The sequence below is a fragment of the Streptomyces sp. NPDC090442 genome (assembly GCF_044769405.1).
In the GTDB taxonomy this organism is placed as follows: Bacteria; Actinomycetota; Actinomycetes; order Streptomycetales; family Streptomycetaceae; genus Streptomyces.
Genome location: NZ_JBIVXW010000002.1, coordinates 275664 through 298392, shown reverse-complemented (window position 1 = coordinate 298392; position 22729 = coordinate 275664). Strand labels below are relative to the sequence as shown.

The 22729-nt window shown below is 74.6% G+C and carries 21 protein-coding genes; 14 read left to right on the top strand and 7 right to left on the bottom strand.

The features are described from left to right. Positions 1–156, bottom strand: a complete 156-nt coding sequence (locus tag ACIQU6_RS03145; protein ID WP_403479880.1) for a hypothetical protein — start codon at positions 154–156, stop codon at positions 1–3. 219 nt (positions 157–375) lie between these two features. Between ACIQU6_RS03145 and ACIQU6_RS03140 the strand changes: the two genes are divergently transcribed. Continuing rightward, on the top strand, positions 376–1305 hold the full coding sequence (locus ACIQU6_RS03140) for an NYN domain-containing protein (RefSeq protein WP_403479879.1): 930 nt from the start codon (positions 376–378) through the stop codon (positions 1303–1305). 40 nt (positions 1306–1345) lie between these two features. Here the strand turns inward: ACIQU6_RS03140 and ACIQU6_RS03135 are convergent, their stop codons facing one another. Both ACIQU6_RS03135 and ACIQU6_RS03130 read right to left on the bottom strand, forming a co-directional pair. Next, positions 1346–2242, bottom strand: coding sequence for an alpha/beta fold hydrolase (locus ACIQU6_RS03135; RefSeq protein ID WP_403479878.1), 897 nt, complete (start codon positions 2240–2242; stop codon positions 1346–1348). Positions 2243–2387: 145 nt separating this feature from the next. Beyond that, positions 2388–4718 carry a DEAD/DEAH box helicase gene (locus tag ACIQU6_RS03130; protein ID WP_403479877.1) on the bottom strand — a complete coding sequence of 777 codons (2331 nt, stop codon included), beginning with the start codon at positions 4716–4718 and terminating at the stop codon, positions 2388–2390. Positions 4719–5032: 314 nt separating this feature from the next. Here ACIQU6_RS03130 and ACIQU6_RS03125 point away from each other — a divergent pair, with 314 nt between their 5' ends. Beyond that, positions 5033–5770, top strand: coding sequence for a ferritin-like fold-containing protein (locus tag ACIQU6_RS03125; protein WP_274913450.1), 738 nt, complete (start codon positions 5033–5035; stop codon positions 5768–5770). 27 nt (positions 5771–5797) lie between these two features. Here ACIQU6_RS03125 and ACIQU6_RS03120 read toward each other — a convergent pair whose 3' ends face one another. From ACIQU6_RS03120 to ACIQU6_RS03105, 4 genes are all read right to left on the bottom strand, one after another. Beyond that, positions 5798–6091, bottom strand: a complete 294-nt coding sequence (locus tag ACIQU6_RS03120; protein WP_403479876.1) for a hypothetical protein — start codon at positions 6089–6091, stop codon at positions 5798–5800. 252 nt (positions 6092–6343) lie between these two features. Beyond that, positions 6344–6571: a DUF3107 domain-containing protein gene (locus tag ACIQU6_RS03115; RefSeq protein WP_274913448.1), complete on the bottom strand. Its 228-nt coding sequence runs from the start codon at positions 6569–6571 to the stop codon at positions 6344–6346. Between the two features lie 142 nt (positions 6572–6713). Beyond that, positions 6714–7355 carry a TetR/AcrR family transcriptional regulator gene (locus ACIQU6_RS03110; RefSeq protein ID WP_403479875.1) on the bottom strand — a complete coding sequence of 214 codons (642 nt, stop codon included), beginning with the start codon at positions 7353–7355 and terminating at the stop codon, positions 6714–6716. A gap of 148 nt (positions 7356–7503) precedes the next feature. Beyond that, a complete protein-coding gene (locus tag ACIQU6_RS03105; protein ID WP_403479874.1) occupies positions 7504–7728 on the bottom strand; it encodes a hypothetical protein in 225 nt (74 codons plus the stop codon). Positions 7729–7878: 150 nt separating this feature from the next. On the opposite strand from ACIQU6_RS03105, the gene ACIQU6_RS03100 reads away from it, so the two are divergent. The 12 genes from ACIQU6_RS03100 (at position 7879) to moeZ (ending at position 22652) form a co-directional block, all read left to right on the top strand. Beyond that, complete coding sequence (locus ACIQU6_RS03100) at positions 7879–8880, top strand: alpha/beta fold hydrolase (protein ID WP_403479873.1); 1002 nt, start codon at positions 7879–7881, stop codon at positions 8878–8880. A 7-nt stretch (positions 8881–8887) separates the two neighbouring features. Next, positions 8888–10168, top strand: a complete 1281-nt coding sequence (locus ACIQU6_RS03095) for a DUF3152 domain-containing protein (protein WP_403479872.1) — start codon at positions 8888–8890, stop codon at positions 10166–10168. An 83-nt stretch (positions 10169–10251) separates the two neighbouring features. Then, on the top strand, positions 10252–10344 hold the full coding sequence (locus tag ACIQU6_RS03090; protein WP_403479871.1) for an Ms4533A family Cys-rich leader peptide: 93 nt from the start codon (positions 10252–10254) through the stop codon (positions 10342–10344). A gap of 182 nt (positions 10345–10526) precedes the next feature. After that, positions 10527–12266: an ABC transporter substrate-binding protein gene (locus ACIQU6_RS03085; protein WP_403479870.1), complete on the top strand. Its 1740-nt coding sequence runs from the start codon at positions 10527–10529 to the stop codon at positions 12264–12266. Further along, a complete protein-coding gene (locus tag ACIQU6_RS03080) occupies positions 12263–13222 on the top strand; it encodes an ABC transporter permease (protein WP_403479869.1) in 960 nt (319 codons plus the stop codon). Before ACIQU6_RS03085 ends, ACIQU6_RS03080 begins: the two co-directional genes overlap by 4 nt. Further along, positions 13219–14208, top strand: a complete 990-nt coding sequence (locus ACIQU6_RS03075) for an ABC transporter permease (protein ID WP_403479868.1) — start codon at positions 13219–13221, stop codon at positions 14206–14208. The genes ACIQU6_RS03080 and ACIQU6_RS03075 overlap by 4 nt, the downstream gene beginning before the upstream one ends. After that, positions 14205–15872, top strand: a complete 1668-nt coding sequence (locus tag ACIQU6_RS03070) for a dipeptide ABC transporter ATP-binding protein (RefSeq protein WP_403479867.1) — start codon at positions 14205–14207, stop codon at positions 15870–15872. Before ACIQU6_RS03075 ends, ACIQU6_RS03070 begins: the two co-directional genes overlap by 4 nt. Positions 15873–16071: 199 nt before the next feature. After that, the gene (locus ACIQU6_RS03065; protein WP_403479866.1) at positions 16072–17829 is read left to right on the top strand and encodes a DUF3492 domain-containing protein; all 1758 of its coding nucleotides are present in this window, start codon (positions 16072–16074) and stop codon (positions 17827–17829) included. Between the two features lie 229 nt (positions 17830–18058). Then, complete coding sequence (locus ACIQU6_RS03060) at positions 18059–19351, top strand: hypothetical protein (protein ID WP_403479865.1); 1293 nt, start codon at positions 18059–18061, stop codon at positions 19349–19351. Between the two features lie 250 nt (positions 19352–19601). Further along, a complete protein-coding gene (locus ACIQU6_RS03055; protein WP_403479864.1) occupies positions 19602–20561 on the top strand; it encodes an NAD-dependent epimerase/dehydratase family protein in 960 nt (319 codons plus the stop codon). Beyond that, positions 20549–21376, top strand: coding sequence for a spherulation-specific family 4 protein (locus ACIQU6_RS03050; RefSeq protein ID WP_403479863.1), 828 nt, complete (start codon positions 20549–20551; stop codon positions 21374–21376). Before ACIQU6_RS03055 ends, ACIQU6_RS03050 begins: the two co-directional genes overlap by 13 nt. A 97-nt stretch (positions 21377–21473) precedes the next feature. Then, a complete protein-coding gene (gene moeZ, locus ACIQU6_RS03045) occupies positions 21474–22652 on the top strand; it encodes an adenylyltransferase/sulfurtransferase MoeZ (protein WP_403479862.1) in 1179 nt (392 codons plus the stop codon). The last annotated feature ends 77 nt before the right edge of the window (positions 22653–22729 follow it).

The window sequence follows — 22729 nt, the reverse complement described above, 5'->3', positions numbered from 1 at the left end:
TCAGCGCGCGGCGGTGGCGCCAGCAGGGCGGATGTAGATCCGCTGCCCAATGGCGGCGGCCTGCTGCACGATCTTGTTGACGGAGGCGGCGTCCACGACGGTGCTGTCCACGGCGGCGCCGTCGGCATCGTCCAGGCGCATGATCTCGAAGCGCATACGGGCTTCTCCCTTCGTCTGATCCTCCTGTGGAGATCTCTTCGAGCGGATCGCCCGGCATCGTCGTCGGGCGTTCCGTACGGGTACAACGAGCCTAGAGCTGAAATGATTCCCTACGCTAAGGAAATTTTTTCATGGGCTAAGGAATCCTGCACGGGAACCGCTGTGGAACGGCTGTGGTTGTGCCTGTCCAGTGCCCGCCCGGACAATGGGTCCGCAATGAACGACCGCCAGCCCACGGGCACCACCGACCTCGCGTCGCTCGCCGCCGGCATCGAGCGCACCAACGAGCTGCTCGCCCGGGTCCTCGCGGAGGTCGCCACCACACCGTCCACCCACGCGGTCTTCGCCGACGCCGGCTACGTCTACGCCGCGGCCGGGCGGCTGGTCGCCGGCACCGAGGACCGCAAGGCGTTCGGGCTGGACGCCGAGGGGCTCATCGAGGCGTTCATCGACAAGGCGCGCACGATCTTCCCGGACAGCCGGCTGCTGCGGGTCTACTGGTACGACGGCGCCCGCCGCCGGATCCACACCCCGGAGCAGCAGCGGATCGCCGAGCTCCCCGACGTCAAGGTCCGGCTCGGCAACCTCAACGCCCACAACCAGCAGAAGGGCGTGGACTCGCTGATCCGCAGCGATCTGGAATCGCTGGCCCGGCACCGGGCGATCAGTGACGCGGTGCTGATCGGCGGCGACGAGGACCTGGTCTCCGCGGTGGAGGCGGCCCAGGGGTACGGCGCCCGGGTCCACCTGTGGGGCATCGAGGCCGCCCCGGGCGGTCGCAACCAGGCCGAGCCGCTGATGTGGGAGGTGGACAGCGCCCGCACCTTCGACCTCGACTTCTGCAAGCCCTATGTGACCCGGCGGACGGCCGGCGAGGGCGCGGAGGCGGGGGCCGGCGAGGGGCCGGTGCCGTCCCGCGAGGAGGTCCGGTTCGTGGGGGCGCAGGTCGCCGCCCAGTGGCTGTCCGAGCGCGGCCCGGCGTGGGTGGCCGAGCTGCTGCCCGGCCACCCGTATCTGCCCGGCACCGTCGACCAGGAGCTGCTCACCGCGGCGGAGGCGCTGCTCAAGCACTCGCTGCGCGGCCATGCCGACCTGCGGCGGGTGCTGCGCGACGGGTTCTGGGACCACGTCCACGGGCGCTTCTAGGGCGCCTGAGACGCACCGGCGGTCGCGGACGGGGCGGCGGTCAGCCGACCGCGCGCCAGAAATCCGCCAGCGCCGTCGCGGTCCGCTCCGGCCGTTCGGCGTTGGGGGAGTGCTCGGCGCCCTCGACGACGGTGCGGTGGGCGGACAGCCGGCGGGCCATCGCGTCCATCAGCGGCACCGGCCAGGCGTAGTCGACGGCCCCGGAGACGACGTGCACCGGCAGCCCGGTGCGGGCCAGTTCGTCGACCCGGTCCGGCTCGGCGAGCATCTGCCGGCCGGTCGCGATCAGCTGCTCGGGAACGGTGTTCAGCCAACGTTGCCGCAGGAACGCGGCGATCTCGGGCGCCTGTGCGTCCGGGGGCGACCCCGCCGCGGTGGTCCCGGCGGCGTCGGTCGGCGCGGGGTCCAGGGCCCGCATCGCCTCCCACACCCGCTCCATGGTCATCGTTCCGAGCGCGTCGATCAGCATCCGCACCCGGTGCTGCTGGGCCGGATCGATGGCGGCCGGCCCGGAGCTGAGCAGCGTGAGCGAGCGGAACGCCGCCGGCTCGCGCAGCGCGGCGGCCCGGGAGACCAGCCCGCCCAGGGAGTGCCCCAGCAGGTGCGGCGGGTCGCCGTCGGGCGTCCGTACGGCCCGTGCCTGGGCCAGTGCGTCGAGCGCCAACTCCCGCTGCTCGTATGCGCGTTGGTCGTGCGGGCCGGGGGACTCGTGCTGTCCGCGGCCGTCCACCGCGACCGCCCGGAACCCGGCCGCGGCGAGCGGCGCCAACAGGGCGATGAAGTCCTCCTTGCTGCCGGTGAATCCGGGCACCAGGAGGACGGTGCCGACGGGCGTGCCATCGGGTCGGGCGTCGTGCACGGCGAACCCACCGCGCTCGGTGTCGAGCCGGTGCGCGCGGGCGCAGGACGGCAGGGTGAGGGTGGGCGGCGTGCTCATGGGGTGAGGTTATCGGGCGCTGACCGGCGCAAACGCGTTCGGGAGGGCGGCGCGGGCCGGCCCGGCGGGCGCCCCCGAACGCCGGCGACCCGGCGCCCGCGCGAGGCGGGGCCGGGTCGTCAACTGCCGTTGGTGGAGCGGGAGATCAGCCCTCGGCGGGGGCCTCGGCAGCGGCCGTCTTCTTGGCGGTGGTCCGCTTGCGGGTGCGCTTGGGCTTGGCCTCCGCGCCGTCCACGGCCTCCGGGACGTCCGCGGCGACCTTCGCGGCCGCGGTCTTACGGGTCCGCTTCGGCTTGGCGGGGGCCTCCTCGGCACCCTCGACGACGGCCGGCTCGGCGGCAACGGCCTTGGCCGCGGCCGTCTTTCGGGTCCGCTTCGGCTTCGCCGGCGCGGCGTCGGCGCCTTCGGCGGTCTCCACCGCGGCCTCGGCCGCGGGCTTGGCGGCCGCCGCCTTACGGGTCCGGGTGCGCTTGGGCTTGGCCGGCGCCTCCGTCTCCGCGGCGTCGGTGCCCTCGGCGGTCGCCACGGCGGCCTCGGCGGCGGGCTTGGTGGCCGCCGCCTTACGGGTCCGGGTGCGCTTGGGCTTGGCCGGGGCGGCCTCGGCCGCGGTCTCCTGCGCCGCCTCGGCGACGGTCGCCGGGGCCTCCGCCGCCTCGCTCACCGTCTCCGCGGTGGCCTTGGCGGCACTGCGGGTACGGCGCCGGCGCGGCGCGGCCGGCTCGGCGTCCGGCTCGGCCGCGGGGGCCGGCACCACGGCGGTGGTGACGGCGTCGCCGGCCTCGGCGTGCGCGGGCTCGACGACCGTGGCCTCGGTGGTCGTGGCCTGGGTCGCGCCGGCCGCCACCGCGCCGCGGGTACGGCGCCGACGCCGGGGCGTCCGCCGGGCCGGGGCCTCGGTGCCCTCGGCGGTGCTCACCGCGGCGTCCGCGGCATCCGTTGCCTGCGGCGCGGCCGCCGACTCCTCGACCGGCGCCCCGCCGCGCGTCCGGCGCCGCTGGCGCGGCGTCCGGGTGTGCCGGGGCTCCTCCTGGACGTCCCGCTCGGCGCGGCCGCCGGGCCGACGGCCGCGCCCGCGGCCCCCGGTCTCGCCCAGGTCCTCGACCTCTTCGGCGGCCAGCCCGGCCCGGGTCCGCTCGGCGCGCGGCAGCACGCCCTTGGTGCCCTCGGGGATGTTCAGCTGCTCGTAGAGGTGCGGCGAGGTGGAGTAGGTCTCCTCCGGCTCGTCGAACGACAGCTCCAGCGCCTTGTTGATCAGCTTCCAGCGCGGGATGTCGTCCCAGTCGACGAGGGTGACCGCGGTGCCCTTGGCGCCCGCCCGGCCGGTGCGGCCGATGCGGTGCAGATAGGTCTTCTCGTCCTCGGGGGACTGGTAGTTGATGACGTGCGTCACGCCCTCGACGTCGATGCCGCGGGCGGCGACGTCGGTGCAGACCAGGACGTCGACCTTGCCGTTGCGGAAGGCGCGCAGCGCCTGCTCGCGGGCGCCCTGGCCGAGGTCGCCGTGGACCGCGCCGGACGCGAAGCCGCGGCGGGACAGCTGGTCGGCGATGTCGGCGGCGGTCCGCTTGGTGCGGCAGAACACCATCGCCAGCCCGCGGCCCTCGGCCTGGAGGATGCGCGCGACCATCTCCGGCTTGTCCATGGAGTGCGCGCGGTAGACGTGCTGGGTGATGTTGGCGACCGTCGCGCCCTGGTCGTCCGGGGCGGTGGCGCGGATGTGCGTCGGCTGCGACATGTAGCGGCGGGCCAGCGAGATGACCTGGCCGGGCATGGTCGCCGAGAACAGCATGGTCTGCCGCTTGGCCGGCAGCAGCTGGATGATCTTCTCGACGTCGGGCAGGAAGCCCAGGTCGAGCATCTCGTCGGCCTCGTCCAGGACGAGGGAGCGCACCCGCGACAGGTTCAGCTTCTTCTGGCCGGCGAGGTCGAGCAGTCGACCGGGCGTGCCGACGACCACGTCGACGCCCTTCTGGAGCGCCTCGACCTGCGGCTCGTACGCGCGGCCGCCGTAGACCGCCAGCACCCGGACGTTGCGGACCTTGCCCGCGGTCAGCAGGTCGTTGGTGACCTGCTGGCACAGCTCACGGGTGGGCACCACGACGAGGGCCTGCGGCGCCTCGGTGAGCTGCTCGGGGGCGGCCCGGCCGGCCTCGATGTCGGCCGGCACGGTGACCCGCTCCAGCAGCGGCAGGCCGAAGCCCAGCGTCTTGCCGGTGCCGGTCTTGGCCTGGCCGATGACGTCGTTGCCGGAGAGGGCGACGGGGAGCGTCAGCTCCTGGATGGGAAAGGGGGAAACGATGCCGACGGCTTCCAGGGCCTCGGCGGTCTCGGGGAAGATCCCGAGTTCTCGAAACGTCGTAGACAGAGTCTTGCCTCTTCTGTGAGACGCGGAGAGAGGCGGCGGAGGGGGTCGTACCGCACCGTCGTACGGGTTCGTACGGAGCCGGCCCGAGGGGGCCGGACGGGGCGGGACCACTGCCGTCGCTCAGGCGCTCTCGCCGCGAGCGGTATCCCTCCTGCCGTGCGTACGTGGGCACGCGCCGCGCGGAGGGCGGTCGGTTGGAGCCGATCGGGCCACCGACCGGGCATCCGCTTTCGTGGAACGACCCACCGATACTCGGCGGGTCCTTTAGCACTGTACCCCGGAAATCGCCCGTGAATCCGAAGGCGTGTATGACTGAGGAATTCATCACGGCACGCCGGAGCGGTGTCGACGATCACACGTACGGGTGGCCGGGCCATGGCTGACCAGGGCCTTCCGCGGCCCCTCAGGCGGGCTATTGTGCGGTCATGGAGACGCCTGACAACGCCGCTGCTGACGCGCAGGAACACACCGGAATCGCCGCCCAGGACTGGGCACGGGCATCCGCGGACCCGCAGTACCGGGCCGCCGTGATCGATCTGCTCGGCGCGCTCGCGTACGGCGAGCTGTCCGCCTTCGAGCGCCTCGCGGAGGACGCCAAGCTGGCCCCCACGATGGACGACAAGGCCGAACTGGCCAAGATGGCCTCGGCGGAATTCCACCACTTCGAGCGGCTGCGGGACCGGCTCTCGGAGATCGAGGCGGAGCCCAACGAGGCGATGGAGCCGTTCGCCGCGGCGCTGGACGAGTTCCACCGCCAGACCGCGCCGTCGGACTGGCTGGAGGGCCTGGTCAAGGCGTACGTCGGCGACTCGATCGCCAGCGACTTCTACCGGGAGGTCGCGGCCCGGCTGGACGCCGACACCCGGGACCTGGTGCTCGCGGTGCTGGACGACACCGGGCACGCCACCTTCGCCGTGGAGAAGGTCCGGGCGGCCATCGACGCCGATCCGCGGGTCGGCGGGCGGCTGGCGCTGTGGGCCCGCCGGCTGATGGGCGAGGCGCTCTCGCAGGCCCAGCGGGTGGTCGCGGACCGTGACGCGCTCTCCACGATGCTGGTCGGCGGCGTCGCCGACGGCTTCGACCTCGCGGAGGTGGGCCGGATGTTCTCCCGGATCACCGAGGCGCACACCAAGCGGATGTCGGCGCTGGGCCTGGCGGCCTGAGGCGCACCGGCGACGGACACCGGACGGTCAACAGGCCGTCCGGTGGCGCTTGAGCGGGGCGGACGGGCGGCGGGGCCGGCGGCGCGGCGGGCGCACCAGGACCGACAGCAGCGCCGCGCCCACCGCGACCGCGGCGACCATCACCTGCACCGGGTGGCCCGGGCCCAGGATCGAGCGGGTCAGCAGCGCGCCGAGCAGCGCGGCGACGGGGCCGGTGGCCAGCGTCAGGGTCGGGTCGGGGAACCGCTCCGGCAGCCAGCGTCGGGCGGACAGGGCGATGGCGTATCCGACGATCACGGCGCCGAGCGCTTCCCAGATCATGGCGTTCCCTCCCGCTGACGAGGCCGATCGGTCGAAACAAATCGGTCGTAGGCGGTCGTACCCAAGGGCCACCGGCGACAACCCTCCGGTGGGGCCCGCTTGTCCGGCCAGCGTGCGCCCTCGTCCGGCCGTCGGGCAAGGGATTTCGGTCGGGCGCTGACGACGACATGGGGCGGCGGCCCGGAGATCGTGTCTCCGGGCCGCCGCCCCATGCCCTTGCCCGGCGCCGTCGGCGCCGACGTGGCCCGCCGCTCAGGGCGCGCCGAAGCCGACCTTGCGGGTCGACGGCTCGCCGATCTCCACGTAGGCCACCCGGTCCGCCGCGACGAGGACCTTGCGACCGTGGTCGTCCACGAGGGCCAGCAGCTCCGCCTTGCCGGACAGCGCCTCGCTCACTGCGCGCTCGACCTCTTCGGCAGACTGCCCGCTCTCCAGAACGATCTCGCGGGGCGCGTGCTGCACGCCGATCTTGACCTCCACGGCTTCTGTCCCTCCGAATGCTCTGGGGTTCCCCCAGCGTCGGCTGGGGAAGGTGCGCGGCCAACCGCGCGGTACGCAGCACACATTAGCCCGGTACGGGGACGGAGACCGCCGCCGTCGCCCATGCCAGCAGCGAACACGCTCAGTGTGTGTCGGTGCCGTGCAGCGGGAATCCGGCGATGCCCTTCCAGGCGAGCGAGGTCAGCAACTGCACCGCGGTGCTCCGCGGGACGGTGCTCTCCGAGGACAGCCAGTAGCGGGCCACCACCTGGGAGACCCCGCCGAGGCCCACGGCCAGCAGCATCGACTCGTCCCGGGAGAGCCCGGTGTCCTCCGCGATCACCGCGCTTATCGCCTCGGCGCACTCCAGGGACACCTTGTCCACCCGCTCGCGCACGGCCGGCTCGTTGGTCAGGTCCGACTCGAAGACCAGCCGGAAGGCGCCGCCGGGGTCCTCCACGTACGCGAAGTAGGCGTCCATCGTGGCCGCCACCCGCTGCTTGTTGTCGTTGGTCGACTCAAGGGCCGTGCGCACCGACTGCAGCAGCGCGTCGCAGTGCTGGTCGAGCAGGGCCAGGTACAGCTCCAGCTTCCCGGGGAAGTGCTGGTAGAGCACCGGCTTGCTGACGCCCGCCCGCTCGGCGATGTCGTCCATCGCCGCCGCGTGGTAGCCCTGCGCGACGAAGACTTCCTGGGCCGCGCCCAGGAGTTGGTTCCGTCGGGCGCGACGTGGCAGGCGTGTGCCTCGCGGGCGCGCGGCCTCGGTCTGCTCGATGGCGCTCACGCTGCCTCCCAGTGATCGTTCCGTTCGCGGTCCGTACAAGGTGGTGAACCGCGGCCGTCATCGTACTTTTGGGTAACGGGACTGTGCGCGGTACGCGGCGAGAAATTCTGCCCGGCCCCGCTCCCCGATGCCGACATAACGCCCCAGGTCATCGGTATTCGTCTTCGTTGAGCTCGACGACCCGGGCCTGTTCGGCGCGGTCCGCCTCGTTCGCCGAGTAGTCCCCGCCGGTCATGGTGTCGTCGTGCTGAGGTGCGAGATCGGCGTGCTGCTCGGCGGCGTCGGCCTCCGGGGCCTCCACGTCGAACGGGCCGGCCGCCGGGGCCTCGGCCGCTTCCTCGAAGGTGTCGGGATCTGTCGGGTCGACGCGCATGGTGGCTCCCTTTCCGGTGCTTGCCGGGGCCGTGGCCCGTCGTGGGCGTTCGCCCTGATACGAGCCTAGGAGAGCGGTTGCGGCAGCGCGATGCGGTGTGTGACCGCGAACACACAATCGGGGGCGTGATCGTCTCGTAACATCGACTGCATGTCTTCGACCGAGTCGCCGGACACCGCGACAGCCGCCGCCCTCCCGGTGCCGCCGGCCGGAACCGGTGCCCCGGACGAGCTGGTCGACTGGGTCGCGCTGGCCTCGCCGCCGCGGCTGACGCTGGCCGTGCGGAGCCCGGCCGGCCGCCCGGAGACTCCCGCCGCGCCGGACCGCGAGCCCGCGCTCTTCGTCCACGGCCTCGGCGGCTCGTCCCGGAACTGGTCGGGGCTGATGTCGCTGCTCGCCGACCGGTTGGACGGCGTGGCGCTGGACCTCCCCGGCTTCGGCGAGTCGCCACCGCCGGACGACGGCGACTACACGGTCTGCGGGCAGGCCCGCGCGGTCATCCGCTACCTCGACGCGGCCGGTCGCGGCCCCGTCCACCTCCTCGGCAACTCCATGGGCGGCGCCGCCGTGACCCGGGTCGCGGCCGTCCGCCCCGACCTGGTCCGCACCCTCACCCTGATCTCGCCCGCGCTGCCGGAACTCCCGCCGCAGCGCACGGCGCTGCCCACCGCGCTGCTGGCGATCCCCGGCGTGGCCCGGCTGTTCGCCCGGCTCACCCGCGAGTGGACGCCCGAGCAGCGCACCCGCGAGGTGCTGGCGCTCTGTTACGGCGACCCGGCCCGGGTCACCCCCGAGGGCTTCGGCGCCGCCACCGAGGAGTACGCCCAGCGGCTGCAACTCCCTTATTTCTGGGAGGCGATGGAGCGGTCGACGCGCGGTCTGGTCAACGCCTACACGCTCGGCGGCCAGCACGGCCTGTGGCGACAGGCCGAACGGGTCCTGGCGCCCACGCTCCTCGTCTACGGTGGGCGCGACCGCCTGGTCTCCTACCGGATGGCGCGGCGGGCGGCCGCGGCGTTCCGCGGCTCACGGTTGCTGACACTTCCGGAGGCGGGGCACGTGGCGATGATGGAGTATCCCGAGGCCGTGGCGCGGGCCGTGCGCGAACTGGTCGATGCGGCGGGCGCCCGGCCCGCCGCGGACGGGAGCTGACCGGCTCGTGGGACGACACAGCCGCCGGGGCGGGCCGCAGGGCCCGTCCGGCGAAGCGGCCAGGAGCGCCGGCAACACTCCCGGCACCCCGGGCACGGGCCGCCGGCGCCGGACGCCCGACCCGGCCGGAAGCGACCCCGCGGCGCGCGGCGGCCACCCCGAGCAGCGCGGGACGGGCGGCGGCCCGGGCGCGCCGGGGATGCCGCCCGGCGTGCGGATTCCCCGACCCCGGGCCGGCGAGCCCGGCGCGGGCGCTTCCGGTGCGCCCGGTGACGGGACGCCCCCGTTCGGCGTGCCGGCACGGGAGCGGGGGAGCGCGCCGGGTCCGCGGCGCGCGTATCTGGACGCGTTCGACGCGCCGGTGGGGCGCGGCACGGCGGAGGCCGGGCCCCGTTTGGAGCGTCCCGTGGACGGCGACGACGCGCCGGTCGCCGCCGAGGTCGACCGGGTGCCGGCCGGGGTCGGTGCGCGCGGGGCCCGGAAGGGGCACCGGGCGCGGACGTTGACCGGTGCGGCCGCGGCCGCGGTGACCACCGCGCTCGCCGTCGTCATCGCGGGCCAGGTCGCCGAGCAGCGCCAGGACGGCGCCGGCGGTTCACCGCCCCGCAGCGGCGACGACCGGGCCGACGGCGGCGACGAGGCGTCGCGCTCCCAGGCGCGGCCCGGCCAGGACGCCAAGGCCGCCGACTACGCCACCCAGATGGCGCGGGTCTTCCCGTTGGACCCGCGGTTGACCGCCAGCGGACAGTTCCGGCCGGCCGGCGGCGACGCGAAGGCGCCCGGTCACGGGAAGGTGCTGCGCTACCGGGTCGACGTCGAGGAGGGACTGCCGCTGGACGGCGAGCTGTTCGCCGACGCGGTGCACAAGACCCTCAACGACGACCGGAGTTGGGCGCACGGCGGCCGGCGGACCTTCCAGCGGGTGGGGTCCGGCGACGCGGACTTCGTGGTCTCGCTGGCGAGCCCCGGCACCACCGCGAAGTGGTGCGCCAAGTCGGGCCTGGACACCACCGAGGACAACGTCTCCTGCGACTCGGCGATCACCGAGCGCGTGATGATCAACGCCTACCGGTGGGCGCAGGGCGCCACGACCTACGGCCCCGACAAGATGCTGGCCTACCGGCAGATGCTGATCAATCACGAGGTCGGGCACCGGCTCGGCCACAACCACGAATCCTGCACCCGGCAGGGCGCGTTGGCGCCGGTGATGATGCAGCAGACCAAGTTCCTCACCACGGACGGGGTGACCTGTCGGCCCAACTCCTGGCCGTACCCGACCGGGAGTTGAGCCGGCGCCCTCGGCGCGAGACGGTCTGTCTCTCATGGCGAGACGCCTTGCCAGGAGCCGAACTCCCGTTCCATCATCTGCGCATGCCGCACCGCCACGCCTCCGACCTCGCCGCCCTCAAGCTGGCGCTGATCGGCGTGTCCGTGCAGAGCGTGGCCGACATCGAGTGTCGCTGAGGCCCGCCCGGTCCCGTTGAGGCGCGCCTGCCTCCCGGACCGGGGTGTTCCCCCTCGCGCAGCCACGTACTCCGTTTCGTTTTCCCGCCGTTGACGTGTCCGCAGGGGGCGGCCCCCGTGCGCCGTCGCGCCCCCATGCCGCCCCGTGCGGGTGCTTCCCGCTGTGAAAGGCACCCGTTCCCATGGCCGAGCAGGTCCCCTCCCGCCCCCCGTCCCGCACCGCGACCCGGGTGGCCGCCGCCGTGGTCGCCGCCGCCCTCGCCGGGGGCGCGGCGGCCTGCGGCCCCAAGGACGCCGGTGCCGCCGGCGGCGCGGACGCCGCACCCCAGAAGGGCGGCACCCTCACCGTCCTCAACTCCGAACCGCAGACCAACTTCGACCCGGCCCGGCTCTACACCTCCGGCGGCGGCAAGGTGCCGACCCTGGTCTTCCGTACCCTGACCACCCGCAAGCGGGCCGACGGCGCGGCCGGCACCCAGGTCGTCCCGGACCTCGCCACCGACACCGGACGGCCCAGCAAGAACGCCACGGTGTGGACCTACACCCTCAAGAACGGCCTGGCGTACGAGGACGGCACGCCGATCACCAGCGCCGACGTGAAATACGGCATCGAGCGCTCCTTCGCCCCCGAACTCTCCGGCGGGGCACCCTATTTGCGGGACTGGCTGGTCGGCGGGGACAGCTATCAGGGCCCGTACAAGGACACCTCCAAGGCCGGCCTGAGATCCATCGAGACCCCGGACGAGAAGACCCTGGTCTTCCATCTGCGCAAGCCGGAGGGGCAATTCCCGCTCCTGGCCACGCAGACCCAATTCGCCCCCGTGCCACGGGCGAAGGACACCGGGACGAAATACGAGGAACACCCGGTCTCCTCGGGCCCGTACAAGGTCGTCTCCAATACCGGGGACGGCGAACGGCTGGTTCTCGCCCGCAATCCGCACTGGTCGGAGAAGAGCGACGACCAGCGGCACGCCTATCCCGACACCGTCAACGTGGTCTCCGGGCTGGACCCCGCGGTCATCAACCAGCGGCTGGCCACCGGCGCGGGCGCCGACGCCGCCGCGGTCACCACCGACACCAACCTCGGCCCCGCCGAACTCGCCCGGATCGCCGGCGATCCGGAGCTCAGGAAGCGGGTCGGCACCGGCCGCTTCGGCTACACCAACTACCTCGCCTTCAACCCGAAGGTGAAGCCCTTCGACGACCCGAAGGTGCGGCAGGCCATCGCCTACGCGGTGAATCGGCAGAGCGTGGTCAACGCGGCCGGCGGCTCCTCGCTCGCCGACCCCGCGACCACCTTCCTGCCGAACCAGAAGGTCTTCGGCTACACCCCGGACGACCCCTTTCCGGCCGGAAGGACCGGGAATCCGGAAAAGGCCAGGGAACTGCTGAAGGAGGCCGGCCACGGTGACGGGCTGACGATCACCCTCACCCATTCCACCGCCAAGAACTTCTCCACCAGCCCGGAAGTGGCCACCGCCGTTCAAGAAGCCCTCAAGAAGGCCGGAATCACCGTGAAACTGGCCGGACTTGAGGACAACGCCTACAAGGAGAAGGTGCACGGCCTCAAGGGCGAGCCGGGGCTGTTCCTCGGCAGTTGGGGCGCCGACTGGCCCTCCGGCGGCCCGTTCCTCGCGCCCATCTTCGACGGCCGACAGATCGTCAAGGACGCCGCCAACTTCAACCACGCCCAGCTCGACGACCCCGCCGTCAACCACGAGATCGACGCGATCAACCAGCTCACCGACCTCACCGCGGCGGCCGGGCGCTGGGGCGCCCTGGACCGCTCGATCGGCCGGCGGGCGCTGTCCGTGCCGCTCTTCCACCCGATCTACAAGCGGCTCTACGGCAAGGACATCAAGAACGTCGTGATCAGCGACTGGGACGGCGTGCTCGACATCTCGCGGGTCGCGGTCAAGTGAGAACACGTCAAGAAAGCGCGCTCCGGCGGCGGTTGCGGCAGCGTCCGGGGGCCGTGGTGGCCGCCGCCGGACTCGCGCTCCTCGCCCTGCTCGCGCTCGCCGCGCCCCTCCTGTCGGCCCTGGAGGGCCAGGACCCCACGACGTACCACGACGACCTGATCGACTCGGCCCGCGGCGGGGTGCCGCTCGGGTCGTACGGCGGGATCAGCGCCGACCACTGGCTGGGCGTCGAACCGGGCACCGGGCGGGACCTGTTCGCCCGGTTGCTGTACGGCGCCCGGGTCTCCCTGGTGGTTGCCCTGGGCGCCACCGTCGTCCAGGTGGTCGTCGGGGTGGCGGTGGGGCTGGCCGCCGCGCTCGGCGGCCGGTTCGCCGACACCGTGCTCTCCCGCCTCACCGACGTGCTGGTGGCGCTGCCGATGCTGGTGTGCGGGGTGGCCCTGACCGCCGTCGTCCCGGCCGACTTCCCCCGGCCGCTGCTGCTGGTCGTCCTGATCGGGCTGCTCAACTGGGGCGGTACCTCGCGGATCGTGCGGGCCCACACCCTCACGCTGACCACGCTGGACCACGTGGCCGCGGCCCGGCTCGGCGGGTTTGGGCCCTGGCGGGTGGCCCGCCGGGAGCTGCTGCCCGCGCTCGCCGCGCCGGTGCTCACCTACGGCGCGCTGCTGGTCCCCACCAACATCGTCATCGAGGCGTCGCTGTCCTTCCTGGGCATCGGCGTCAAGCCGCCCACCTCCTCCTGGGGACAGACGCTGTCCACCGCCACCACCTGGTTCCGCGCCGACCCGCTCTACGTCCTGCTGCCCGCCGCCTGCCTGTTCGTCACCGTCCTCGCGCTGACCGTCCTCGGGGACGCGGTGCGCGCCGCGCTCGACCCGCGGGAGCGGTCCCGGCTGCGGGTCGGCGTCCCGACCGGCCGACGGGCCCGCCCGGAACGGAGCGCCACCGCATGACCGGCTACCTCCTGCGCCGGCTCGGCGGCGCCCTGATCGTCCTGTTCCTGCTCTCCGTCCTGGTCTACCTGCTCTTCTACGTCGCCCCCGGCGACCCCGCCAAGCTGGCCTGCGGCCCCCGCTGCGACCCCGGCCAGCTCCGTCAGGTGCGCGAGCAACTCGGCCTGAACGACGGCCTGTTGACGCAGTACCTGCACTTCCTTGCGGCCCTCGTCGTCGGCCGCGACTACTCCACCGGGACCGGCGTGCTGCACTGCCCGGCGCCCTGCCTCGGCCTCTCGTACCAGAACGGGCAGCCGGTCACCGCGCTGCTCGCCGAGCGGCTGCCGGTCACCGCCTCGCTCGCGCTCGGTGCGATGGTGCTGTGGCTGCTGCTCGGCGTCGGCACCGGGCTGCTCTCCGCGCTGCGCCGCGGCGGGCCGACCGAGCGGCTGCTGACCGTGCTCACCCTCGCCGGCACCGCCACCCCGGTCTTCATCACCGGGCTCCTGCTGCTGATGCTGTTCTGCGCCGCCCTGGGGTGGCTGCCGTTCCCGTCCTACGTCCCGCTGACCGAGGACCCCGAGCAGTGGGCCTGGAACCTGCTGCTGCCCTGGGTGTCGCTGGCCCTGCTGGAATCCGCCAAGTACGCCCGGCTGACCCGCTCCGCCACCCTGGAGACCCTCGCCGAGGACCACATCCGCACCTTCCGCGCCTACGGGCTCCGCGAGCGCAGGGTCGTCGGCCGGCACGCGCTGCGCGGCGCCCTGCCGCCGGTGATCGCGCTGAGCGCCATCGACCTCGGCACGATGTTCGGCGGCGCGGTCCTCACCGAGACGCTCTTCGGGCTGCCGGGCCTGGGCCAGTTGCTGGTCCACTCGGTCCGCACCGTGGACCTGCCGGTCGTGGTCGGCACGGTGCTGGGCGTCGGCGCCGCCGTGGTCGCCGCCAACGCCGTCGCCGACGTCCTGTACACGCTCGCCGACCGAAGGGTGGCCCTGCGATGACCGAGCCAGCGACCGACGCCCTGGTCGAGGTCGCCGACCTGACCGTCGACTTCCCGGCCGCCGAGGGCCCCGTCCGCGCCGTCGACGGGCTCTCCTTCCGTCTGGCGCCCGGCCGCGCGCTGGGCCTGGTCGGGGAGTCCGGATCCGGCAAGTCCACCGTCGCCGCGGCCCTGTTGGACCTGCACCGCGGCACCGGCGCGCGGGTGGCCGGCACGGTCCGGGTCGACGGGCTGGACGTGCTCGCCGCCCCCGACGCCGCGCTGCGCCGGCTGCGCGGCGGCACCGCCGCGATGGTCTTCCAGGACCCGCTGTCCGCCCTGGACCCGTACCACGCGATCGGCGACCAGATCGCCGAGGTGCACCGCGTCCACCGGCCGGGCACCTCCCGGCGGGCCGCCCGGGCCCGGGCCGTCGAGGTGCTGGACCGGGTCGGTATCGCGGACGCGGCCCGGCAGTCCCGCGCCCGTCCGCACGAGTTCTCCGGCGGGATGCGGCAGCGCGCCCTGCTGGCGATGGCGCTGGCCTGCGAGCCGCGGCTGCTGATCGCCGACGAGCCGACCACCGCGCTGGACGTCACCGTCCAGGCGCAGATCCTCGACCTGCTCCACGAGCTGCGCGCGGAGCGCGGGTTGGGCCTTCTCCTGGTCACCCACGACCTCGCGGTGGCCGCCGGCAGCGTGGACGAGCTGCTGGTGCTGCGCGACGGGCGGGCGGTGGAACGCGGGCCCGTCGCCGAGGTGTTGGGCACCCCGCGCGCCCCGTACACCAAGGAGCTGCTGGCGGCGGTGCCGCGGGTGGACGCCGTACGGGGCCCGGCGGCGACGGGCGGGAGGGGCGCGGCGGACCCCGGCCCGGGCGCGCCGCTGCTCCAAGCCACCGGCCTGCGACGGGAGTTCGGCCGCGGCCGGGCCCGCACCACCGCCGTCGACGGGGTCTCGCTGACCGTCTCCGCCGGCGAGGTCCTCGGCCTGGTCGGCGAGTCCGGCAGCGGCAAGACCACCCTGGGCCGGATGCTGGTGCGGCTGTCCGAGCCGACCGCCGGGAGCCTGCGCTACCGCGGGCGGGAGATCGGCCGCCTCCCGGAGCGGGAGCTGCGGCCGCTGCGCCGGGAGGTGCAGATGGTCTTCCAGGACCCGACCTCCTCGCTCAACCCGCGTCGCACCATCGGCGAGTCGGTGGCCGATCCGCTGCGCGCCGCGGGGGAGTTGGACGACCGGGAGACCGTCCGGCGGGCGCGGGAGCTGCTGGCGCGGGTCGGCCTGGACCCGGCCTGGTACCACCGCTATCCGCACGAGTTCAGCGGCGGCCAGCGGCAGCGCGTCGGGATCGCCCGGGCCCTGGCGCCCGCGCCCCGGCTGCTCGTCTGCGACGAGCCGGTCTCCGCGCTGGACGTGACCACCCAGGCGCAGATCGTGGCGCTGCTCGCCGAGCTCCGCGGGGAGTTGGGCCTGGCGCTGGTCTTCATCGCGCACGACCTGGCGGTGGTCCGGGCGGTCAGCGACCGGGTCGCGGTGATGCGGGCCGGCCGGATCGTCGAGGAGGGACCGGTCGACCGGGTGTACGACGCCCCCCAACACCCCTACACCCAGGGGCTGCTGGCGGCCGTCCCCGTACTGGACCCGCAGCTCGCGGCCGGGAAACGGGCGCTGCGGGCGACCGCCTAGCCATCGGGCGCTCCCGGCCAACGGCCCCATAGCGCGCAGAAACGCCCCGAGGGGTGGAAAGTCACGCGCGTTCACCCCTTCCGGTGGCGCGATGGACAACCGTCCATCGCGCCACCGGCCCCTTTGCGTAGCTTCTTCCTGCAGGTGGCGGGGGACGTGCCGCGCCAGGACGCCGATATGGGAGGACGGGGGTGCCGTCGTGCGCATTGGACTGCTCACCGAGGGTGGTTATCCCTACGCGTCCGGTGAGGCGCACGCGTGGTGCGAGCGGCTCGTGCGCGGGCTCGCCGGCCATGACTTCGCGCTCTACGCGCTGACCACGACCCCTCGCCAGGAGGCCCGTGGCCCGGCCGCGTTGCCGGTCAACGCGGAGCTCAGGGGGCGGGCGCCGCTGTGGGGGGAGACGCCCACGGCGTCCCGGCGGGGCGGCGGCGAGCGGGGTGCCGGGCGGCGCGTCCGGCGGCGCTTCGTCGAGCACTTCGACGACTTGGTGGCGGGCTGCGCCGCCCTGCCGGCCGGCGAACGGCCCGCCGCCGAAGAAGGTCAGGCGGACCGTTTCGCCAGGGGGCTCTACGGGCTCGCCGACCTCGCCCGCGACGGCGCCCCGCTGCCCGCCCTGCTCCGCTCCGAGGGCGCGGTACGCGTCCTGGAGGCGGTCTGCCACGGCCCGGGCGCGCCGCCCGCCGCCCAGGGCGCCCAGGTCGCCGATCTCCTGGCGCTGGCCGCGGAGTTGGAGTCGGCGCTGCGCCCGCTCTCCCTGGACTGGTACGGCGGCGCCGACCTCGCCCGGGTCGATCTCTGCCACGCCACCTCGGCCGGCTCCGCCGCGCTCCCGGGACTGCTGGGCAAACGCTTCTTCGGGACCCCGCTCCTGGTCACCGAGCACGGCGTGCGGCTGCGCGAGCACTACCTCGCGTACTCCGATGCGCCCCGCTCCGCCCCGGTCCGCGCGCTGCTCGCCGCCTTCCGGCGCGCCCTGGCCGTCGAGACCTACGCCCGGGCCGCGCTGCTCACCCCCGGCTCCACCCGGGCCCGCCGCTGGCAGCAGCACTGCGGCGCGGACCCGGCGCGGTTGCGCACGGTCTACCCGGGCATGGCCGCGGGTCCGTTCGCCGCGGTGCCGGACGCCGCGCCGGACGACTCCGCGACCCTGGTGTGGACCGGCGCCATCACCCCGGACAAGGACCTCGTCGGGCTGCTGCACGCCTTCGCCGACCTCCGCCGGGCGGTGCCGACCGCCACCCTGCGGATCATCGGCGGCCTCGGCGACGACCCGGAGGCCGCCGGCTACCGCACCCAGTGCCGGGCGCTGGCCGCCCAACTCTTCCCCGACGAGGCCGCCGACGCGCTGACCGCCGGCGAGAACCCGGTCCGCTTCGAGGAGATCGGCGACCCCACCGCACCCACCCTCGCCGATGCCTACGCCTCCGCGACGGTGGTGGTGCTCTCCAGCACGGTCGAAGGATTCCCGCGCTCCCTGGTGGAGGCGATGTTCTGCGGCCGCGCCACCGTCTCCACCGACACCGGCGCGGTCTGCGAGGTGATCGGCGGCACCGGCCTGGTCGTCCCGCCGCGCAACCCCCGCGCGCTGGCCGACGCCTGCCGGGCGCTGCTGGCCGACCCGGAGCGGCGGGCCCGCTTGGGCGCCGCCGCCCGCGCCCGGGCCCTCGAACTGTTCACCGTCGAGCAGAACATCGCGGCATTTCGTGGCATCTACCTGGAGCTGATCGCGCACGCCCCGGCCCGTCCGGCCGGGTGCCCGGCCGCGGCCGGGGGCGACGCCCCGCGGCCCTTCGCCCGGCCCGCCGAGTCGCATGTGGCCGGCGGACCGGCCCCGGTCGGCGCCGTCCGCACCCCGAGCTGGGCGCGGGCCGAGGAGGCCGAGCCGGCGGGCGGACGGCCCCGGCGCAGGCGGTACGGAGCGGCCGGCGGGCGGGCCGCCGGACAGGTGTGGTGAGGGTGAGGGAGACGGCGATGGTGACAGTGGTGCTGGATGCGCTCTGCGCGACGGGCGTGGTCGGCGCGGCCCTGGTGACGGGGAGGGTGGACGTGGCGCACGAGGGGAGTGGGGGGAGCCCGGACGGCGCCCGGCGGTCCGACTGCCCGGGTGCCGGCCGCCGGCTGCCCGTCCCCGGAAGGCGCGGCCCCGACCCGTATGCCCGGCGGCGGGGGAGGGGGGCTCGCGCATGACCGCACCCGAGAGCGACACCGCGGTCCGGCCCGCGCGGTCGGCCCCCCGGTTCGGCCCCGCCGACCCGGTAAAGATCCTGATGCATCGTCACCGTGCCCTGTGTGAACGGGCCGTTGACCCCCTGGAGATCGCCGCCGGACTGGAGGCGCACGGCGTCACCGACCGCACCGCGGCCGGCTTCCGGCACCGCGACGTCTTCTCGCTGGCCGAGGAGCTCTACGCCCGGGTCCCGCGCGCCGACGCACCAGAGCCGGCCGGGCCGCCGGACGAACCCCCGGACGCGCCGCCGGCGGACCCCGGCCCGGCCGTCGGGGTCGCGGCCCCCGCCCCCGGCCCCCGTCTCGTCCGCGGCGCGGTCCAGCTGCTGCCCGGCGCGGTCGGTCTGGCCACGCTCGCCGCGCACGCCTCCGTCGCGCCCACAACTCCGCACGCCAGGGCGGCGGTTGACGCGGCCGGACTGCTGCTCACCCTGCTCGCGCTGCGGTTGGCGCTGCGCAACGGGCCGCTGCGCCCCCGCCGCGGCCCCGGCTCCCGTACGGCCGTGCTGTGCACCGCCTGGACCCTGGGGTACGCGGTCTACGGCGACTGGCTGCTGACCCAGGCGCTGTCCGGCGGGCCCGATGTGCCGGGCCCGCACCCCCGGGCGGCCGTCGCGACCGCCGTCGCGCTGGTCTGCGCCGTCGCCCCGGCCGCCGCCTGCGCCGCCGCCTTCGCCCGGCGTGCCCGGCGCGGCCTGGCCGTCAGCCGCGCGCTCGGCGAACTCGCCGCCAGGGTAAGGCCGTTGCTGCTCGGCGTCACCCTGCTCTTCCTGGCCGTCGCGGGGGCGCTGGCCGCCGGCGCCGCGCTGCTCCTCGGCGCCGGCGGGAGCCCCGGCGGCCGGTGCGCCGTCCCGGCGGCGACCGCGCTGGCGGTGCTGCTCTTCCTCGCCCGGCTGCTCACCGTGCACGGCTTCCCGACCGCCGCGGCGGCCGGCACCGGCCTCGCCGCCGCCCTCGAAGCGACGGCCCTGGGCCTGGCCCTGGCTGCCCGGCTCCCCGAACTCGCCCCGCTCGGCACCCCCGTGACGGCCCTGGTCGGTGCCGCCGGTCCGGCCGCCATCCCGGCGCTCGCCTGCGCGCCCGCGGCCCTGGCCCTCCTGGTGCACGCCCTGCGGGCGCTCACCGGCGCCTGCGCCCACCCGCCCGCCACCCCGCAACGACGGGCCGCTTCCGGCCCCGTGACGTCCCCCGCGCCCGACCGGCGCGGGGCCGCCCCCCTCACCGACGCGGCGGAGGGACACCGGTCATGACCCGTCCCACCCGCCCGCCCGGGCCCCCGTGCCACGCGCACCCCGCGGCGCGGCGCTTCGGTGCCGCCGCTCCGCACGCCCCGGCCCCCGCGCCGCGGACCGCACCCCCCACCTGGCCCCCGCCCCCAGGGGCGGACGCCGAAGCCGCGGCCGGAACCGGCGGAACCCACCCGCTTCCCTCGATCCGCAGGAGGAGTCGACACATGAACGTCCACCCGACCACACGGCACGCGCGCAGGGGGGACGCACGATGAGGGTGCTGCTCATCGGCGCCAACGGCTACCTCGGCCGCTATGTCGCCGACCGTCTGCTCGCCGACCCCGCCGTCCAACTCACCGCACTCGGCCGGGGGGACGACGCCGACGTCCGCTTCGACCTCGCCACCGGCAGCCCCGGGGCGCTCACCCGCTTCCTCGACGCGGTCCACCCCGGCGTCGTCGTCAACTGCGCGGGCACCACCCGCGGCGGCGCCCGGGAGCTGACCCGGCACAACACCGTCGCGGTCGCCACCATCTGCGAGTCGCTGCGCCGCAGCGGCTGCGGCGCGCGCCTGGTCCACCTGGGCTGCGCCTCCGAGTACGGGCCCTCGCAACCCGGCTCGTCCACCGCTGAGGACGCGGTGCCGCGCCCCGGAGGCCCCTACGGCGTCAGCAAGTTGGCCGCCACCGAGCTGGTCCTGGGCTCCGGGCTGGACGCCGTGGTGCTGCGGGTTTTCTCGCCGGTCGGCCCGGGCACCCCGGCCGGCTCCCCGCTGGGCCGGCTCGCCGAGGCGATGCGCCGCGCCATGCAATCCGGCGACACCGAGCTGAAGTTGGGCGGCCTGGGCGTCCAACGGGACTTCGTCGACGTCCGGGACGTCGCCCGGGCGGTGCACGCGGCCTCGCTCTCCGCCGCGCAGGGCGTGGTCAACATCGGGACGGGGCGGGCGGTGCGGCTGCGGGAGGCGGCCGCGGTGCTCGCCCGGGTCGCCGGGTTCGGCGGCTCGCTGCACGAACTCGACTCCCCGCCGGCCCGGTTGGTGATCCCGGCCCCCGCCTCCGAGGGGCACCCGGCGGGCGGGCCGCCCACTGCCTACCCCTACCCGGACGGCTGCGGCACCTGGCAGCAGGCCGATGTGCGCACCGCCCGCGACCGGCTCGGCTGGCGCCCGCGGATCGGCCTGGAGGAGTCCCTCGCCGACATCTGGATGGAGGCCGCGTGTCGCATCTGAGCGCTCCCGTGGACAGCGCCCGCGCCCCCACCGGGGCCGGGCCGCTCGGGGTGGGGGTGCCGGGCTTCGCGCACCCCCTGCTGGCCCCCGCCGAGTGGGCGGAACTGCTGCGCGCCGCCCGCGGGTTCGTGCTGCCCCCGGAGCCCGAAGGGGTGGGCGCCGGCCCCGGCTACCGGCGGATGACGCCGGTGCACTGGGCGGTGCTCAACGTCTGCAACGGGCCCGGCGCCTGCCCCGACCCGCACTGCCTCCCGGCCGCCGCCCGCATCCGTGAGACCGGCGTCCGCCTGTTGGGACATCTGGACCTCGGGCGGGGCGCCCGCCCGTACGCCGAGCTGATCGCCGACGCCCACCGCTACCGCGAGTGGTACAAGGTCGACGGCTTCTGGCTGGACCGCTGCCCCACGGACCGGACGCTGCTGCCGGCCACCCGGCGGCTGGCCGGCGCCCTGCGGGCCCTGGAGGACGACGGCTACCTGGTCTTCTCGCACGGCGCCCACCCGCACCCCGGGTACGCCGAGTCCGCCGACCAGTTGGTCACCTTCGCCGGATCCTGGGCGGACTACCGCTGGTCACAGGTGGCCGAGTGGACCGCGGACTACCCGCCGGACCGCTTCTGCCACCTCGTCCACGGCGTCCCGCGCACGCACCTGGACGAGGCGCTGCGGATCGCCCGCTGGCAGGGCGCCGGCACCGTGTACCTCACCGACCGCCGGGCGGCCGGTGCGGCGGACGCCGCGGCCGTCGCCTGGGAGTCGCTGCCCGGCTACTGGGACACCTTTGTCTCGCGCATCGGACCAGGTGTCTCGGAATGAAGAAGGGCGTGGCAGTGTTACGGGAAGAGTCACCTCCGCCGTCCCCGGTTCCGGCCGGGGCGGAGGAGCCCCATCGAGACCGACCAACGGAGTCCCCGTGTCGCTGCCACCCCTGGTCGAGCCCGCTCCGGAGCTCACCGTCGACGAGGTCCGCAGGTACTCCCGCCACCTGATCATCCCCGACGTCGGGATGGACGGGCAGAAGCGGCTGAAGAACGCCAAGGTGCTGTGCGTCGGCGCCGGCGGCCTGGGTTCGCCCGCGCTGATGTACCTGGCCGCGGCCGGCGTCGGCACCCTGGGCATCGTCGAGTTCGACGAGGTCGACGAGTCGAACCTGCAGCGCCAGATCATCCACAGCCAGGCGGACATCGGCCGCTCCAAGGCCGCCTCCGCCAAGGACACGGTCCTCGGCATCAATCCGTACGTCACGGTCAACCTCCACGAAGAGCGCCTCGACTCCACCAACGTCATGGAGCTCTTCGCCCAGTACGACCTGATCGTCGACGGCACGGACAACTTCGCCACCCGCTATCTGGTCAACGACGCCTGCGTGCTGCTGAACAAGCCGTACGTCTGGGGTTCCATCTACCGCTTCGACGGCCAGGCGTCGGTGTTCTGGTCCGAGCACGGCCCCTGCTACCGCTGCCTGTACCCGGAGCCCCCGCCGCCCGGCATGGTGCCGTCCTGCGCCGAGGGCGGCGTGCTCGGCGTGCTCTGCGCCTCCATCGGCTCGATCCAGGTCAACGAGGCCATCAAGCTGCTCGCCGGCATCGGCGACCCGCTGGTCGGCCGCCTGATGATCTACGACGCGCTGGAGATGACGTACCGCCAGGTCAAGGTCCGCAAGGACCCCAACTGCGCGGTCTGCGGCGAGAATCCGACCGTCACCGAGCTGATCGACTACGAGGCGTTCTGCGGTGTGGTCTCCGAGGAGGCCCAGGAGGCGGCGGCCGGTTCCACGATCACTCCGCAGCAGCTCAAGGAGTGGATCGACAACGACGAGAAGATCGACATCATCGACGTCCGGGAGCCCAACGAGTACGAGATCGTCTCGATCCCCGGCGCGCGGCTGATCCCGAAGAACGAGTTCCTGATGGGCACCGCCCTCCAGGACCTCCCGCAGGACAAGAAGATCGTCCTGCACTGCAAGACCGGCGTCCGCTCCGCCGAGGTCCTCGCGGTCCTGAAGTCCGCGGGCTTCGCCGACGCGGTGCACGTCGGCGGCGGCGTCATCGGCTGGGTCAACACCGTCGAACCGGAGAAGCCGGTCTACTGATCCGCCGCTCCACCCGTCACGCGGAAGGCGCCGGTCCGTTCGGTACGGACCGGCGCCTTCGGTGCGTCTGCGGGGCG